This is a genomic window from Stackebrandtia soli, from assembly GCF_965137155.1.
GTDB lineage: Bacteria > Actinomycetota > Actinomycetes > Mycobacteriales > Micromonosporaceae > Stackebrandtia > Stackebrandtia soli.
On record NZ_CBCRZX010000058.1, the window covers coordinates 1 to 15,508 of the forward strand.

Consider the following 15,508-nt stretch of genomic DNA (forward strand, 5'->3'; position numbering starts at 1 on the left):
GGTCAGATCGGGTGAGGGGGTCGGGAATCGCTCATCCGGACCCGGAGGCGGAAAAGTCATTCAAACACTCCAATGCGTAACTGCACAAAGGTGTGAGGGTACCGAACGGACGCAATAGGACCGTCCGCGGATCGTTACACGGGAACGGAACTCAAGACGATCGGTGGCGGGCGATCGCGATGCGGACCAGGTCCGCCAGGACGTCGCCGACGTCGAGCCCCGCGGCCTCGGCGGCCATCGGGATGAGCGAGGTCTCCGTCATCCCCGGTACGACGTTCGCCTCCAGGACCGCCAGCGTCCCGTCCTCCGCCACCCGGAAGTCCACTCGGGACAGGTCGCGCATGTCGAGGGCCCGGAACACGTCCAGCGCCGCCTCGGCCAGCCGCATCGTCACGTCCGCGTCCAGGCGCGCGGGAACATGCCACGTCGACGCGCCCGCGTTGTACCGCGCCGCGTAGTCGTACTCGTCCCCCGCCGGGACGATCTCGACCGCGGGCAATGCCCGGGGGCCGTCCCCGGTGTCGAGCACGCCCACCGCGATGTCCCGGCCCGGCGCGTACCGCTCGATCAACGCGACGTCGCCGTACGCGAAACAACCGATCATCGCCGATGGCAGTTGGGAGGCGTCCGTCGTCACGTGCACCCCGAGCCCCGAACCACCGGAGGCGGGCTTGACGACCAGGGGCATGCCGAGCCGGTCCGCGATCCGCTCCAGCAGCGGCCCGGCGCCGAGGTCGGAGAAGGTCGAACGGGGCAGGGCGATCCAGTCGGGCGTCGGGACGCCCTCCTGCCGGAGGAGCGCCTTCGCGGCGGGCTTGTCCCACGCTCGACTGGCGGCGGCGGCCGTCGGACCCACGTAGGGCACGCCGATCAGGTCCAGGACGGCCCGCAGCGCGCCGTCCTCGCCGACGGGACCGTGCAGGCCGAAGACGACCGCGTCCGGCGGGTCGACGGTGAGACCGGCCAGCAGGGTCGTGTCGACGTCCCGCAGTTCCGCCTGGACGCCGACCCGGGTCAACGCGTCCGCGACCCGGCGACCGGACCGCAGCGACACCTCGCGCTCGTACGACAGGCCGCCGGCGAGCACGACGACGCGGGCATCCGTCAGGGAAGCGTTCATCGGGCGAAGGTATCCCGCAGTTCCGCCGTGGTCGTGACGACCCCGGCGAGCCGACGCACGCCCTCCCGGATGCGGTCGGCGGACGGGAACGAGAAGTTCAGGCGCATCTGACCGCCGCCGTCGCCGTTCGCGTAGAAACCGGTGCCCGGCACGTACGCGACGCGCTGCGTCAACGCGGCCGGGAGCATCTTCTTCGAGTGGATTCCCGGCGGCAGGTCCGCCCACACGAACAGGCCGCCGCCCGGACGCGTCCAGGTCATGTCCTGAGGCATGTAGTCCGCGAGCGACTCCAGGAGAGCGTCCCGGCGCTCCCGGTACAGCACCTGGAAGGCCTTGACCTGCTGGCGCCACGGCATCGTCGCGAGGTACTCGGTGACGGCCGCCTGGGTGAGCGCGCTCGGGCAGAGGATCTGGGCTTCGGAGGCCATGACGAGCTTGTCGCGCACGGCCGGAGGGGCCAACACCCAACCGACCCGCAGGCCGGCCGCGAAGATCTTCGAGAACGTGCCGAGGTAGAACACCCCGTCGCCGGTGTCGGCGCGGAGCGGACGCGGCGGATCGCCCTCGAAACCGAGCATCCCGTACGGATCGTCCTCGATGACGAGGACGCCGTGTCGGGCGCAGATGTCGAGGACCTCGGCGCGACGCGGCGCGGACAGCGTGACGCCGGTCGGGTTCTGGTACGTCGGGACGGTGTACAGCAGCTTGGGCGGGCGGGGCGACGCGACGATCGCGGCCTCCAGCGCCTCCGGGATCAGGCCGTCCGCGTCCATCTCGACGTGCACGACCGTCGCCTGAGCGGCCGAGAAGACACCGAGGGCGCCCACGTAGGTGGGGCCCTCCGCGAGCACGATGTCGCCCGGGTCGCAGAAGACGCGGGCGAGCAGGTCGAGCCCCTGTTGGGCGCCGACGGTGACGACGACGTCGTCGGGTGACGCCCCGGACGTCGAGTCGATGCCGGAGTCCGCCATGACCTCGCAGATCTGCTCGCGCAGCCGGGTACTGCCCTGGCCGGGGCAGTACAGGAGCGCCTCCGTCCCCTGGTCACGGATCAGGCGGGCGAACATGTCGGCGAGCTCGGGCAGCGGCAGCGCGGCAGTATACGGGTTCCCGCCCGCGAGCGAGACGATTTCGGGGCGACTGGCGACCGCGAAGAGTGCGCGGATCTCGGATTGGGCCATCCCGCCGATGCGTGCCGCGTAGCGGTCGGTGTAGTCGTCAAGTGTGGTACCAGACACGAAGACCTCCCGCGGTGGCGCTGGCCAAAAAAGGGTTCCGCCAGCGTACCCGCTGTCTGGCACAGGTAAAGCGAGAAAAAAGGTCACCGCCCCATCACCGGAAGCTAGCATTGATCGCGTGTCGCGATCAATGGGGACCATGACTCTGAACTCGCTGCGGGACTTGCCGAAGCGCTGTCGAGGGTGCGTGTTCTGGGAGTTGTCACCGGAATGCGGTGCCGCGTTGGCGGATCAGGATCCGTCCCTGGACAAGGAGGCGTGGGTATCGTCCACTTTGCTGCAATGGGGTGGGTGTGGCCAGATCGCTTACGTGGACAACATCGCGGCGGGTTTCGTGACGTACGCGCCGTCGTATCTGGTGCCCCGCGCGAACCAGTTTCCGTCCGGTCCGGCGTCGGCGGACGCGGCGTTGTTGATGACGGCGCACGTCGCCCCGGCCTTCACCGGGCTGGGCATCGGACGGTTGCTCGTCCAGGCGGCGGCGACCGATCTCTCCAGACGGGGCATCCGGGCGTTGGAGACGTTCGGCGACAATCGGAACGAGGCGCACGCGTGCGTCGCGCCCACCGACTTCTTCCAAGCCGTCGGGTTCACGACCGTCGCGGCCGACCCGCACTATCCACGCCTGCGGCTCGACCTGTCGGCCGTCGGCGGGTGGCATGAGGCCGCGGGCGCCATCGACATCACGATCGAGCGTTGGTTGGCGTCGATCTCGCCGGTCGGCGCGGGTTCGTTCTGACGTAGGAGCGTGTGGGACCGCGCTTCGGCATCAATGAGAGCGGCGGGCGCCGCCTCACCGCGTCACCGCGTCACCGGCGTCGCACCGTGCACCACACGCCCGAGGCGTTGACGCGCGACCCGTCCACCCCTTGGAACCCGCTCGTATCCCGGCGGTGCACGACGAACGCCGCCGACCCGAGGCGGGCGGCGGCGTTCGTCGTTGTGTTCGGTCGGGCCTACTTCGCGCCGTACGGTTCGAGATCGGCGGATTCGATGAGCTTGCGGATGTCGCTCTTCGGCTTGGCGCCGATGAGGCTGCCGATCGGCTCGCCGTTCTTGAACAGCATGAGCGTGGGAACGCTCATGACCTGGTAGTCGCGGGTGATCTGCGGGTTCGCGTCGGTGTCGACCTTGACGATCTGGACCTGTCCGACGAGCTCGGTCGCGAGCTCGTCGAGGACCGGCGCGACCTTGCGGCACGGACTGCACCATTCGGCCCAGAAGTCGACGAGAACGGGGCGGTCGGCGCCCAGGACCTCCGACGAGAACGTCGCGTCGGTCACTGCCTTGGTGGCTCCCATTGTGATTCCTTGTGATCGTGTGAACGGTTTGAGTCGCCGCGAGGGTCGGCGGCGGGGTGTTGTCGGTGCGAGGGCGAATCCGGAAGTCCCCTGTGTTCGGTCGTGGTGGGGGCCTCCGGTCGCCCGGAACGGCGGCTAGCTCTCGATGGCGGCGACGTATCGCTCGGCGTCGAGCGCCGCGGCACAGCCGGTGCCGGCCGCCGTGATGGCCTGCTGGTACGTGTGGTCGACGAGGTCGCCGGCCGCGAAGACTCCGGGGAGGCTGGTGCGGGAGCTCGGCGCGTCGACGAGGACGTAGCCGTCGTCGTCGGTGTCGACCTGGTCGGCGAACAGTTGGCTGCGGGGGTCGTGGCCGATCGCGACGAAGACACCCGTGACGTCGAGTCGACGGCTCTCGCCGGTGATCGTGTCCCGGACGTCGACGCCCGTCACCTTCTGGTCTCCGACGACCTTGTCGACGACGGTGTTCCACTCGACGGTGATCTTCGGGTTCGACAGGGCCCGCTCGGCCATGATCTTGCTGGCGCGGAATTCGTCACGGCGGTGCAGGATCGTGACGGAGTCGGCGAACTTCGTCAGGAAGGTGGCCTCCTCCATCGCGGAGTCGCCGCCCCCGATCACGACGATGTTCTGCCCCTTGAAGAAGAAGCCGTCGCAGGTGGCGCACGACGAGACGCCGTGTCCGAGGAGTTCCTGTTCACCGGGGACGCCGAGCGGTCGCCAGGCCGAACCGGTCGCCAGGATGACGGTGTGCGCCCGGTACTCGGTCTCGCCGACCCAGACGGACTTGACGTCGCCGGTGAGGTCGACGCGGCTCGCGTCGTCGGTGAGCAGCTCCGCGCCGAAGCGTTCGGCCTGCTTGCGCATGTTGTCCATGAGGTCGGGGCCCATGATCCCGTCGGAGAATCCGGGGAAGTTCTCGACATCGGTCGTCGTCATCAGGGCGCCACCGGATTCGGCTCCCTCGATGACCAGCGGTTTCAAATCAGCGCGCGCGGTGTACAGCGCGGCGGTGTAACCGGCCGGACCGGAACCGATGATGATCACGTTACGGATCTGGCTCACCTGATTGCTCCTCGATGTGCGTAGCAGGCGTTCGTCAGCGTCAACGACATCGTACGGACGCGGCATTCCGAGACGCGGCTCACGCCACGGGGGTGTGAGCGGGCTTTCCCGGACCGGGGGCGGTCACGCCTCCGGCGGCGAGTCGAACGCCTTCGACGGAGGCGCGTGGTTCGCCCGTCCGAATCGCCGGGTCGGGGCGGCGCCGACGAACGATCCCGGCGCGACGACTACCCCGCGGGGAGATCCTCCAGAACGGACGTTTCACGTGAAACATCCGTCAACCGGCCGGAACCTCGTCGTCGGCGATCAGGTCGGTGCCGGTGACGCCACAGTCGACCCCGACCGCGATCGCGTACACGGTGCCGTCGGCGGCGTCGAGCACGACGACCATCGCGGGTTCGCCGTTGTAGGAACCGAAGTCGACGGTCGAGACCGCGCCGTCGTAGGTGTCCTCGATCATGCCGACGCAGGAGTCGAGCTGTTCGGGGTCCGTCGACAGCGGGGCGGCGCGTTCGTCGTCCTGCGTCGTGAGACCCGAGTCCTGCCGGGTCGTGACCTCGTCGAGCCCGTCGACTCCGTAGTCACGGCCGGAGTGGGTGACGGTGTAGCCGGACTCGTCCTCCGAGCTCTCCGCGAAGTCCTCCTCCGCGCCGTCCGTGGCGGTCAGCGGATCGCTGCCGCCCGGCGCGTTCAACATGTTCACCCCGACGGCGAACAGCGCGATCGCCGCGACGGCCGAGGACAACGCCAGCACGTGACGCCGCCACCATGGCGGACGCGGGGCCGGTTCGGGTGCGGCGACGGGCGGCGGAGACAGGTCGGGAAGCTCGGCCAAGGCCCGATCGAGTCGATCCGTGACCGTGTCCGGCACGGTCGGATAGTGCTCCGACAAGCCGCGCAGCGCGCGCGTCACGGCCTCCTCCGGAAGCGGCGACGGTTGCCCCGTCATGAGTCGTCCCCCTTTCGATCGCGTCGCCCACCGTCGACGGCACGCGTTCGGGTGCCGTCAACAGGTGAGACGCGCGCGGCCGGGGCACGGTTCCCGTCCTCGGCGAGAAGTCCGGCCAGTTGGGCGCGGGCCCGCGACGCGCGGGACTTGACGGTGCCGCGCGGAATGTCGAGGATCGCCGCGACGTCGGCGACCGGGTAGCCGAGCATGTCGATGTAGACGATGACGGCCCTCTGGTCGAAGGGCAGCGTCGCCAGCGCGGTTCGGACCGCCACGACGTCGGCCGAGACCGCCGGGTCCGCCCCGACGGCGACCGGTTCGGGGTGGCCCTCGTCCATCGGCACGGAGGGCCGGGCGGCCGCCCGGCGAATCCGGTCCAGGCAGGCGTTGACGACGATGCGATGCAGCCACGTCGTCACGGCCGAGTCGCCGCGGAACGTCGCCGCGCCCCGATACGCCTTGATCATCGCGTCCTGAAGGGCGTCGGCCGCCTCCTCGGGATCGGTGAGCGTTCGGACCGCGACGGCCCACAGGCGCCCCCGGTGGCGGCGGAACAGTTCCCCGAACGCGTCCTTGTCCCCGCCGGTGGCATGCCGTCGCAGCAGGTCGCGGTCGTCGAGCTCCGTCAGATCGCGCATCGCGCGGGCTCGTTCGAACACCAACCGCTGGAACCGCTCATCGGATGAAGACCTCGACTTCGTTGACCTTCCACTGGAAGTTGCCGTCGGACAACTGTGGCGGGTCCGGGCACCATACGAGCAGGTAGCGGACCTTGTCAACATCCGTGCTGATCGTGAACGTGACGTCGGTCGGCGCGTCGGAGAGCGGGTCCGCGATCGCGTCGGCCTCGTTCGGCACGCCGCCGTCGGCGGTCGCCGAGTACAGGCCGATGTCGGCGCCGGGGTCGGCGAGCTTGACGTGGACGGTGACGAGCTGTTGTTCCTCGCCCAGGTCGATGATCAGACCCATGCCCTCCTTGAGGTTGCCCCAGTTCGCCGAGTAGTAGACGCTCGTCTTCCAGGCGGTGCCGGTGTCGCCGTCGACGAGGTTGCCGAGGGCCTCCTTGGCGGAGTTGTCACCGCTGTCGGGGTCGAAGACCGTGACGCGGTCCCCCGACAGGTCCAACATCACCGGTTCCATGGGGTTGTCGCCGCCGTTGGCGTCGTTGCCCGTCGGACCGGAGGATTCGTCGTCCGAGGTCGGGGTCGACGACGGCGGGATGAGGATCAGGGCCGCGAGCAGGCCGACGACGGCGAGACCGACGAGCGCCGCCGCCCCGAGCGCGAGGCGCCGCCCCGCGACCCGAGGGGAGAGCGGTTTCGGTGCGGGGGAGTCGGACGGCGGGGTGACGAGCGCGAGCGCGCCCGTGCCGTCCTCCTCCGCGAGGACTTCGGACAGTTCGGCGGCGAGTTCGGCGGCGGGGGGCACCTGTGCGTTCGGCGCGATCAGGTCCATGACGAGCGTGTTGAGGCGCGGGGGAACGTCTTCGCGCAGGAGGTCGGGGGCGACGGGGTGGCCGTCCTGGTCCTGGGGCGCGTCCGGCAGGGAGGCCGGGCCGTCGACGGTGCGCGGCCAGGTGCCCGTCAGCGCGCAGTAGAGCGAGGCGCCGATGGCGCGAACGTCTCCGGGGACGGTGGCGCGGGCGTCGGCGCGCGGGTCGGTGAGGACGACGCGGTCGTCGTCGGACAGCAGGATCGTTCCCGGGTGTACGTTGCCGTGGGCGACGCCCGTCGCGTGAACGGCGGCGACGGCGTCGGCGACGCATTGCAGGATGCTGACGGCGTCGTCGCAGGACAGCCTGGTCGCCGTGACGGCGTCCCGGAGCGATTGGCCCTCGACCCATTCGCGAACGATGTAGGCGCAGTCGCCTTGATCGACGGCGTCGTACACGCCGACGACGTTCGGATGGTTGACGTGGCTCGCCGCCACTGCGGCGGTGAGCATCTCCTCGGCGGCGGCGCCGCCCGGCGTCCGCAGGACGACGGTCACGGGTCGGTTGAGCAGCACGTCCATGCCGCGCCACACCTGGCGTCCCGAGGAATCGTCGTCGATATGAGCGGCGAGGCTGTACCGATCCGCCAGTAGGTCACCAACGGTGGGAGTAACCACCCCAGCCACGTCGTCCTCCGTCCATTCGCCTGTCATCGAAACACCGCGCCCAGTGGGTTCTCGTCTCCGGCTTCGCGCGTGGCACTCGCGCGTCGTCGGCCGGTGAGGAACCGTCGGATTCAGACTAGTCGGACAGCGGGCGTCCCGACCACTCCTCCCCGAGGCGAAAACTCGCGAGGGGAACGAAAACGGGCGTCACCTCGGGGTGGTGGCGCCCGTTTCGTCGGCGTTATGCGGCCGTTCGCTGGGTTTTCGTTGTCAGCGGCCGAGTTTCGACTTGACCATCCGCGCCATTTCCGTGGTTTCGGGAATTCGCAAGGCGAACGCGGCGAGAAGGTAGACGAGGATCAGGAGGATGCCGACGCCCGCGAGTTCCCCGAGCAGGACGATCTTGTCGCCGGAGATCGGCGGCAGCAGATCGAGCACGAACCAGGCGGCGACTCCGGCGATGGCGGCGGCGATTCCCTGACGCAACCACGTCAGGGAGACCTCGCCCATTCCGAGGCGGCCGATCTTGCGGCGCAGGAAGATCGTCGACAACGCCACTGTCACCACATAGGACAAACCGTTGGCGGCCATCAGGCCCGCCACGACGTGCTCGGACGGGAGCCACGCGAGGGCCGCGAAGCTCGCCCCGATCCGAACAGCGACAACGGGAATGTTGATGAGCGCGACGGTCTTGCCGTCCGTCATGGCGTAGAAGGCGAAGGTCTGGAGCTGGCTGATCGCGAACGGGATCAGCACGAGACCGGCGACGGCGATGACGGGCCCCGTCGCCTCGGCCTGGTCCAGGTTGAAGTTCGCCCAGTTGAACAGGACGATCGCCAGCGGCGTCCCCAGCACGACGTAGGCGACGGTGACCGGCGCGAGGCCGAGCGTCGACAACCGCAGGCCCGACGAGAGGTTCGCGGCCACGTCGCCGTACCGACCCTCCGTGGCGGCGGCCGACAGGCGCGGCATGAGCGCCGTGATGATGGAGACGGCGATGATGCCGTGCGCCATCATCATGATGAGGTAGGCGTTGTTGTAGATGATCGGGCCGGCCGTGACCACGCCCGGCGTCCGATTGTCGAACGCCTGATTGGCGACCTTGATGATGACGACCATCGCGACCTGGTTCAGCGCGACGTAGAACAGGATCCAGCTGCCGAGCTTGCCGATCTCCCGCAGCGGCAGACCCCGGAAGTCGAAGCGCCAGCGCCACTTGAAGCCGACCTTGCGCATGACGGGCAGGAGCGACATGGACTGGGTGACGATGCCGGCGAGCGTTCCGAGGCCGAGCACGAGAATCATGTCCGTCGTGACGGCCCCGCCGGTGACGGCCGAGGCGGTCTCGGCGTTCGACGTGTACATCGCGAAGAAGACGACACCGACGACGATGATCACGAGGTTGTTGAGGATCGGCGCCCACATGGGGGCCGCGAAGTGGTCGCGGGTGTTGAGGACCGCCTGCATCAACGCCGACAGTCCATAGAAGAAGACCGCGGGGAGCATGAAGTAGGACAGGGAGGTGACGAGGCCGCGGTTCTCGTCGGTCATCAGCTGGGCGAGCCAGGGCGCGGCCGCCACGACGCACGCCGTCGCCGCGCCGAGCAGCAGGATCGAGAGGGTGAGCAGGCGGTGGGTGAACGCCGTGCCCCCGTCGGCGTCGGTCTTGCGCGCGCGAACGATCAGCGGTACGACGACGCTCGTCAGGATCCCGCCGAGGACCATCTCGTACAGCATTTGCGGGAAGTACTGTGCCGTCGTGTACGAGTTGCCGAGCACCGACGCGCCGAGCGCGGCGCCGAGCACGACGTTTCTTCCGAAGCCGGTGATGCGGGAGACGATCGATCCGGCGGCCATCACGGCGCCGTGTCGAGCCAGGCTCTTGGGGGACGCTTGAGTCTCGGTCACGCTGAGCCCTTCCGATAAGCTTTGCGATCGATGTCAGACCGTATCGGAAACCAAATCGCCGTCCCCCCGGTGGCCGACGCTCTGGGCGAGATCTTCGCCGGCGCCGGGCATGAGCTCCATCTCGTCGGTGGACCCGTCCGCGACGCGATCCTGCGACGCGAGACGCACGACTTGGACTTCACGACGAGCGCGCTGCCGGATCAGACGCAACGCCTGCTAGACGAGCATTCGTCGGCGTTGTGGACGACGGGGCGGGACTTCGGCACGATCGGGGCGATGTTCCGCGGTGAACGCGTCGAGGTGACGACGTATCGGGCCGACCAGTACGACCGCGTCTCCCGCAATCCGAAGGTCGCCTTCGGCGACAACCTCGTCGAGGACCTGCGCCGCCGCGACTTCACGATCAACGCGATGGCGGTCTCGCTGCCGAGTCACGAGTTCACCGACCCGTTCGGCGGGCTCGACGACCTCGTCGCGGGCCGGATCGCGACGCCTCAGGCGGCCCGCGACTCGTTCGCCGACGACCCGCTGCGGATGATGCGGGCGGCGCGTTTCGCGGCGCAGCTGGGGTTCGACGTGGACGACTCGGTGCGGGCCGCGATGGAGTCGATGTCGCAGGACCTGGCGCGGATCAGTTCCGAGCGGGTCCGCGACGAGTTCGTCAAGTTGATGGGGTCGGCCGACCCGGTGCGCGGGTTGCGGCTGGCCGTCGACACGTGTCTGGCGGGCGAGTTCCTGCCGGAGCTGCCCCGGCTGCGGATGTCGATCGACGAACACGCGCAGCACAAGGACGTATACGAGCACACGTTGACGGTGGTGCGCAACGCGATGGCGCTGGAGGAGGACGGCCCGGACGTCCTGCTGCGGATCGCGGCGCTCCTGCACGACATCGGGAAGCCGGACACGAAGGGGACCGGGCCGGACGGTCGCGTCACGTTCCACCACCACGAGGTCGTCGGGGCGCGCCTGGCGCGTTCGCGGATGCGGACGATGCGCTTCCCGAAGGACGACATCGCGACCGTCTCCCACCTGATCGCCCTGCACCTGCGGTTCTACGGCTACGGCCGTGGAGAGTGGACGGACTCGGCGGTCCGCCGGTACGTCGCCGACGCCGGCGACGTCCTGTCTCGGCTGCACAAACTCGTCCGTTCCGACTGCACGACTCGGAACATGCGCAAGGCGGCTCGTTTGTCATCGGACTACGACGCCCTCGAGAAGCGCATCGAACGGATCGCGGAGGAGGAGGACCTCGCCCAGGTCCGGCCCGACCTGGACGGCAACGACATCATGCGGATTCTCGAGCTCGATCCGGGACCGGAGGTCGGCCGCGCGTGGAAGCACCTGAAGGAACTGCGCCTCGAGCGCGGGCCGATGGACCCCGAGGAGGCGGAGCGGGAGTTGCGCGCCTGGGCGAAGGACAACGGCGTGACCTCCGCCTGACGGCTTGACCCGGGAGACCTCGGACCGGCCGCCGCGAGTGTTCGACATTGTGGACGGCCGACGTCGTGCGCGATGGTGCACGTTTCGCGCCACGGGGGTCGGCCATCCAAGCGAGCTTCTGCTCGGTGGTGCGGCGTGGTCGACCGCGCCTCTTCCCGGAGACGGCAGCCGCCCCAACGCCACCCACCGCTCGGCGAGCCGATCGACGCGCGTCATCGACTGCGACGCGAGCGAGGCCCAGGGGCTCCGGTCAGTCGGTTCCGAGGAAGACGTCGAGGCGGGCGCGGATCGCGTCGGGGGTGAGCCCGTGCCAACGGTCGTGATCCTCGGGGGTGCCGAAGCGGTGCAGGTCGTCCACCCCGACACCGAGCGACAGCAGCCGATGTGGACGATCGGCGAGCGCGTCGCCGATGACGTGACTGGACGTGCCGGCCAGGTACGGCTCGACGATGGCGACGGCGTCGTGCCCGAGTTCCCGCAGCGTCTCGGTGTCGAAGGGACGCACCGTCGTGGCGTAGGCGACGGTGACGTCGAGGCCCTCCGTCGCGGCGAGCACCGGGTCGAGGGTGGGGCCGACGGCGATGACGAGGCCCGCGCTCCCACGGCGCAGCACGGTCAGTCGGTCCGATACGGGCCGCGCCTCGCGGTTCGTCCGGTCCGATAGTCTGATGTAGACGGAGTCGTCGGCGGCGACGGCGCGGGTCAAGGGTCCCGCGACCTCGGCCGCGTGTCCGGGAACGTGGACGCGCCAGCCCTCGATCGTGTCGAACAGCGCCACGTCGCGCGGACTGAAGTGGGTGAAACCGCCTTCGGACCAGTCGTACGACGCCCCGACGCTGACGAGGACCGCGCCGACGCCCTGATGGCCCAGGTCCAGTTTGACCTGTTCGAAGGCGCGCTCGACCAGGAACGGCGCGTAGGTGTGCACGATCGGCCGGAGACCGGTCAGCGCCAGACCTCCCGCGACGCCCACCATCAGCTGTTCCCGTATCCCGACGTTGACGACGCGGTCGGGATGATCGCGCGCCGCGTCGGCGAACCGGCCCTCACCGGCGGAGATGGCGGCGAGCACGAGCGCCGAGCGGGGGTCGTCCCACAACAGCCGGGCGGTCTCGGCGATGAACACCTCGCGCATGGACACTGATGCTTCCATAGTGGAATTAGACATGACGGCTCCTAGCTCGTGGCGACGACGACGTGCGGACGGTCTCCGGGGCGATCGGTGAAAGCGGCCTCCAACCGGACGTGGTCGGAGGCGGGGGCCGTGACGGCGGACCAACCGGCGGCGGTGAACCGCGACGCGATCCCGCCCGGCCGACCGTGAGTCGCCGAACCGTTGTCGGACACCACGACCGTGAGCGAGTCAAGGCCCGTCGCCCCGGCGTACTCCATCGCCTCGTGGTTGGAGCCCTCGTCGAGCTCGCCGTCGCCGATCAGGACGTACACGCGGGGGACGGTGAGGCCCTGGGCGCGCAGGCCGAGCGCCATGCCGACACCGATCGGCAGCCCGTGACCGAGCGAGCCGGAGGAGATCTCGACGCCGGGCACGCGGGTCCGGTCGGGGTGCGCTCCGAGCGGGGAATCGGTGGCGGCCACGGAGTCGAGCCATTCGGACGGGATGAACCCGCGGGCGGCGAGGAGCGCGTAGTACGCCCCGGGAAGGTGGCCCTTAGACAGGAGGAAGCGGTCCCGTTCGGGGTCGTCGACGCGCTCCGGCGAGACGGAGAGCACCCGGTCGTACAGCACCCACAGGACGTCCAATGTGTAGGTGCTGATCGGGTACCTGGGATCGACGACGGTGCGCTGCGCCAGACGGCGGGCTTCCGCGAGTCCGGTTGTCAATGCGGTCATGCGAAGATTCAACAAGTTAAACCATTGTTCAAGTCAACGCGACGCGCTGTGAGGATGGACACGTGGCCAGACCGACATTGACCATCTCGGAGTTCGCCGCCCGGGCCGGTGTCACGGCGTCCGCCCTCCGGTTCTGGGAACGCCGAGGACTCATCGCATCCGTTCGCACGAGCGGAAACCAGCGTCGCTTCGCCCGCGACCAGCTGCGCCGCGTCGCGTTCATCCGCTCCGCGCAGACGGTCGGGCTCAGCCTCACCGAGATCACCGCGGCCCTCGCGACCCTGCCTCCCGGACGCGCGCCGAGCCCACACGACTGGACGACGCTGTCGCGACGATGGCTGGACCGGATCGACCACCGCATCGCCCTGCTCCAGGCGCTCCGCGACGACCTCGCGGACTGCATCGGCTGCGGGTGCCTGTCCTTCGACAAGTGCGCGCTTTACAACGAGGAGGACCGGCTGGGAGCCGACGGGCCCGGCGCCCGCCTGCTGCCGTGACCGTGCCCACCGCACGCCTGGCATCATCGGCGTTGATGAACGACTGGCTGCACACGACGATCACGAGTTGGTACGCGGCGAACCAGCGAGAACTGCCCTGGCGCGACCCGGGCACCACCGCCTGGGGCGTACTCGTCAGCGAGGTCATGTCACAGCAGACGCCGGTCGGACGCGTCGCGCCCCTCTGGACTCAGTGGATGGAGCGCTGGCCGACACCGACGGACTTCGCCGCCGCCAACACCGCCGACGTCCTGCGCGCGTGGGACCGCCTCGGCTACCCGCGTCGCGCCTTGCGCCTACACGAGTGCGCCCAGGCGGTCGTCGATCGCCACGACGGCGAGGTGCCCTCGGACCTCGACGAACTGCTCGCGCTGCCGGGCATCGGCACCTACACCGCCAGCGCGGTCGCCGTGTTCGCCTACGGGAAAAGGCATCCCGTCGTCGACACGAACGTGCGCCGCGTCGTCGCCCGCTACGCCGGGGGCGAACCCGACGCCGGAATGGCCACGACCCGCCGGGACCTCACCGCGACCGAGGCGCTGCTGCCGACCGACGCGGCCACCGCCGCCATCGTCTCCATCGGATTGATGGAACTCGGCGCGACACTGTGCGCGGCCCGCAAGGTCGACTGTGGCGAATGCCCGCTCAAACCGCGATGCAAATTCCACGCGACCGGCGCGGAACTGCCGGATCGGCCGAGCCGCAAAACCCAGCGGTACCACGGAACGACCCGCTACGTCCGAGGTCAGATCATGGCCCTGTTGCGCGCCAACGACACCCCGGTCCCACGGGTCGCCATCGACGGCGTGTGGCATGAGGACGCCCGCCGGGCGGAGGCGCTCGCCGGGCTGATCACGGACGGTCTCGTCGACGCGCTCGACGGGGACCTGTTCGTTCTCGCGGGGGCGGACGGCGACTGACACGGCGTCAGGCGTGCGGCGACACGACCACCGGTGACGTGATCGGGTCGGCGGTCCCACGGCCAACGGCCGGGGTGCAGCGAAGGATACGTCCGGCGGCGAGCCGACTCCCGCGAATCAGTCCATAGTGCCGGATGGCGTGGATGCCGTAGGTGCTGCACGTCGGAACGTACCGGCACCGCGTGGCCAGGCGAGGCGAGATGTATCGCTGGTAACCCCGGATCGCCGCGACACCGAACCAGGCGGAGACGCGACCGGCCGCGCGTCGCCGACGCTCACGCCTGTTCGTCGAGTCGTGCGCCGGGATGACGCTCGTGGCGAGCATCGACAGGAAGAATCTGCCGAGTTTGCCGTTCTCCCCGCACGTCGTGCAGCCGACGTTGTCACAGGTGCGCTGGATGCGCTTCTTGCACGGGATGTCGCAGTTGGCGTCGCACCCTGAGCAATCAGGGCAGTCAATGTCCATGGCGAGCAGTGTAGTGCGGCGGCGCCATGGTGATCATGAATCGAGCCACTTAATGATCATTAATGGCTTCTTGTGGCGTTCGTCAATCCGGTTCCAACAATAGTGTTCACGAACGAGAACGCGCATTTCTCGCCTTCACAAACCTGAGGATTGAACACACGGGAATGCCGTCGACCTAGCGCGGCGAAAGTACGAAGACCCGCTACCACCAGCGAAAGTACGCACTCGTAGCACGAACCGAGTGAAGACGTGGTGAACCGATCCGCTCACATAACGTCGACATCACGGAGTTCCACTGTCAACTTTCCGTCATTGCATATGCGACTGTCGTCGATAATATGACGGTATTCGAATTCACTTCCATAAAAGGTGAGATCATGGAATCCCGACATTCCCTCACCGATCTCGACGACCACCGCCGCCGACTTCGCGACGCGTTCAGCACGAAACTCGAACGGCTCACCCGCGAAGTAGGCACCCTCACGACGAGAATGCGCTCCAGCAAGCTCCCACCCGTCTCCGACTTCGCCGCCGACGCCCGCAACGGCGAGCTCGGGCCCGACATGCGGACCATCCAGTCCGCCATCGACAAAGGGCACTTCACCTGGGACGACGTCTTCGCCGGCCGCATCAAGGTGCGCCGATCGACCGCGCGC

The 15,508-nt window shown here is 68.9% G+C and carries 16 protein-coding genes; 4 read left to right on the top strand and 12 right to left on the bottom strand.

Going from position 1 to position 15,508, the window contains the following annotated elements:
• Window positions 1-151: 151 nt before the first annotated feature.
• Together ACM9NP_RS21735 and ACM9NP_RS21740 are read right to left on the bottom strand one after the other, a co-directional pair.
• Window positions 152-1,120 (bottom strand): D-alanine--D-alanine ligase family protein, encoded by a 969-nt coding sequence (locus ACM9NP_RS21735; RefSeq protein WP_415648614.1) that lies wholly within the window; start codon window positions 1,118-1,120, stop codon window positions 152-154.
• Window positions 1,117-2,358: an aminotransferase-like domain-containing protein gene (locus ACM9NP_RS21740; RefSeq protein WP_415648615.1), complete on the bottom strand. Its 1,242-nt coding sequence runs from the start codon at window positions 2,356-2,358 to the stop codon at window positions 1,117-1,119. The genes ACM9NP_RS21735 and ACM9NP_RS21740 overlap by 4 nt, the downstream gene beginning before the upstream one ends.
• Before the next feature lie 139 nt (window positions 2,359-2,497).
• Between ACM9NP_RS21740 and ACM9NP_RS21745 the strand changes: the two genes are divergently transcribed.
• Window positions 2,498-3,097, top strand: coding sequence for a GNAT family N-acetyltransferase (locus ACM9NP_RS21745; RefSeq protein ID WP_415648616.1), 600 nt, complete (start codon window positions 2,498-2,500; stop codon window positions 3,095-3,097).
• Window positions 3,098-3,314: 217 nt separating this feature from the next.
• Here the strand turns inward: ACM9NP_RS21745 and trxA are convergent, their stop codons facing one another.
• The 6 genes from trxA to murJ all read right to left on the bottom strand — a co-directional run bounded on the left by trxA (window position 3,315) and on the right by murJ (window position 9,678).
• Window positions 3,315-3,659: a thioredoxin gene (gene trxA, locus ACM9NP_RS21750; RefSeq protein WP_415648617.1), complete on the bottom strand. Its 345-nt coding sequence runs from the start codon at window positions 3,657-3,659 to the stop codon at window positions 3,315-3,317.
• Window positions 3,660-3,794: 135 nt separating this feature from the next.
• Complete coding sequence (gene trxB / locus ACM9NP_RS21755) at window positions 3,795-4,724, bottom strand: thioredoxin-disulfide reductase (RefSeq protein ID WP_415648618.1); 930 nt, start codon at window positions 4,722-4,724, stop codon at window positions 3,795-3,797.
• A 277-nt stretch (window positions 4,725-5,001) separates the two neighbouring features.
• A complete protein-coding gene (locus tag ACM9NP_RS21760; protein ID WP_415648619.1) occupies window positions 5,002-5,673 on the bottom strand; it encodes a hypothetical protein in 672 nt (223 codons plus the stop codon).
• Entirely contained in the window at window positions 5,670-6,311 is a 642-nt protein-coding gene (gene sigM / locus ACM9NP_RS21765; protein WP_415648620.1) for an RNA polymerase sigma factor SigM, read from the bottom strand. Before sigM ends, ACM9NP_RS21760 begins: the two co-directional genes overlap by 4 nt.
• Window positions 6,312-6,348: 37 nt before the next feature.
• Window positions 6,349-7,791: a protein kinase family protein gene (locus ACM9NP_RS21770; protein WP_415648621.1), complete on the bottom strand. Its 1,443-nt coding sequence runs from the start codon at window positions 7,789-7,791 to the stop codon at window positions 6,349-6,351.
• 249 nt (window positions 7,792-8,040) lie between these two features.
• Window positions 8,041-9,678 carry a murein biosynthesis integral membrane protein MurJ gene (gene murJ / locus ACM9NP_RS21775; RefSeq protein WP_415648622.1) on the bottom strand — a complete coding sequence of 546 codons (1,638 nt, stop codon included), beginning with the start codon at window positions 9,676-9,678 and terminating at the stop codon, window positions 8,041-8,043.
• Between the two features lie 30 nt (window positions 9,679-9,708).
• Between murJ and ACM9NP_RS21780 the strand changes: the two genes are divergently transcribed.
• Complete coding sequence (locus ACM9NP_RS21780) at window positions 9,709-11,118, top strand: CCA tRNA nucleotidyltransferase (protein ID WP_415648623.1); 1,410 nt, start codon at window positions 9,709-9,711, stop codon at window positions 11,116-11,118.
• A 250-nt stretch (window positions 11,119-11,368) separates the two neighbouring features.
• On the opposite strand, the gene ACM9NP_RS21785 is transcribed toward ACM9NP_RS21780, so the two are convergent.
• Window positions 11,369-12,286 carry a transketolase family protein gene (locus ACM9NP_RS21785; RefSeq protein ID WP_415648624.1) on the bottom strand — a complete coding sequence of 306 codons (918 nt, stop codon included), beginning with the start codon at window positions 12,284-12,286 and terminating at the stop codon, window positions 11,369-11,371.
• An 8-nt stretch (window positions 12,287-12,294) separates the two neighbouring features.
• Window positions 12,295-12,969 carry a 1-deoxy-D-xylulose-5-phosphate synthase N-terminal domain-containing protein gene (locus tag ACM9NP_RS21790; protein ID WP_415648625.1) on the bottom strand — a complete coding sequence of 225 codons (675 nt, stop codon included), beginning with the start codon at window positions 12,967-12,969 and terminating at the stop codon, window positions 12,295-12,297.
• Window positions 12,970-13,031: 62 nt separating this feature from the next.
• On the opposite strand from ACM9NP_RS21790, the gene soxR reads away from it, so the two are divergent.
• Together soxR and ACM9NP_RS21800 are read left to right on the top strand one after the other, a co-directional pair.
• Window positions 13,032-13,466 carry a redox-sensitive transcriptional activator SoxR gene (gene soxR / locus ACM9NP_RS21795; protein ID WP_415648626.1) on the top strand — a complete coding sequence of 145 codons (435 nt, stop codon included), beginning with the start codon at window positions 13,032-13,034 and terminating at the stop codon, window positions 13,464-13,466.
• Window positions 13,467-13,501: 35 nt separating this feature from the next.
• Window positions 13,502-14,386, top strand: a complete 885-nt coding sequence (locus ACM9NP_RS21800; protein WP_415648627.1) for an HhH-GPD family protein — start codon at window positions 13,502-13,504, stop codon at window positions 14,384-14,386.
• 7 nt (window positions 14,387-14,393) lie between these two features.
• On the opposite strand, the gene yidD is transcribed toward ACM9NP_RS21800, so the two are convergent.
• Complete coding sequence (gene yidD / locus ACM9NP_RS21805) at window positions 14,394-14,852, bottom strand: membrane protein insertion efficiency factor YidD (RefSeq protein ID WP_415648628.1); 459 nt, start codon at window positions 14,850-14,852, stop codon at window positions 14,394-14,396.
• Between the two features lie 266 nt (window positions 14,853-15,118).
• Window positions 15,119-15,451 (bottom strand): hypothetical protein, encoded by a 333-nt coding sequence (locus ACM9NP_RS21810; protein ID WP_415648629.1) that lies wholly within the window; start codon window positions 15,449-15,451, stop codon window positions 15,119-15,121.
• Window positions 15,452-15,508 lie beyond the last annotated feature (57 nt).

What these genes read in the sequence shown, in the direction of transcription:
- ACM9NP_RS21735 (WP_415648614.1), bottom strand. Translation starts at nt 1,120, where the DNA reads ATGAACGCTTCCCTGACGGATGCCCGCGTCGTCGTGCTCGCCGGCGGC.
- ACM9NP_RS21745 (WP_415648616.1), top strand. Translation starts at nt 2,498, where the DNA reads ATGACTCTGAACTCGCTGCGGGACTTGCCGAAGCGCTGTCGAGGGTGC.
- trxA (WP_415648617.1), bottom strand. Translation starts at nt 3,659, where the DNA reads ATGGGAGCCACCAAGGCAGTGACCGACGCGACGTTCTCGTCGGAGGTC.
- ACM9NP_RS21760 (WP_415648619.1), bottom strand. Translation starts at nt 5,673, where the DNA reads ATGACGGGGCAACCGTCGCCGCTTCCGGAGGAGGCCGTGACGCGCGCG.
- sigM (WP_415648620.1), bottom strand. Translation starts at nt 6,311, where the DNA reads ATGCGCGATCTGACGGAGCTCGACGACCGCGACCTGCTGCGACGGCAT.
- ACM9NP_RS21780 (WP_415648623.1), top strand. Translation starts at nt 9,709, where the DNA reads ATGTCAGACCGTATCGGAAACCAAATCGCCGTCCCCCCGGTGGCCGAC.
- ACM9NP_RS21785 (WP_415648624.1), bottom strand. Translation starts at nt 12,286, where the DNA reads ATGTCTAATTCCACTATGGAAGCATCAGTGTCCATGCGCGAGGTGTTC.
- ACM9NP_RS21790 (WP_415648625.1), bottom strand. Translation starts at nt 12,969, where the DNA reads ATGACCGCATTGACAACCGGACTCGCGGAAGCCCGCCGTCTGGCGCAG.
- ACM9NP_RS21800 (WP_415648627.1), top strand. Translation starts at nt 13,502, where the DNA reads ATGAACGACTGGCTGCACACGACGATCACGAGTTGGTACGCGGCGAAC.
- yidD (WP_415648628.1), bottom strand. Translation starts at nt 14,852, where the DNA reads ATGGACATTGACTGCCCTGATTGCTCAGGGTGCGACGCCAACTGCGAC.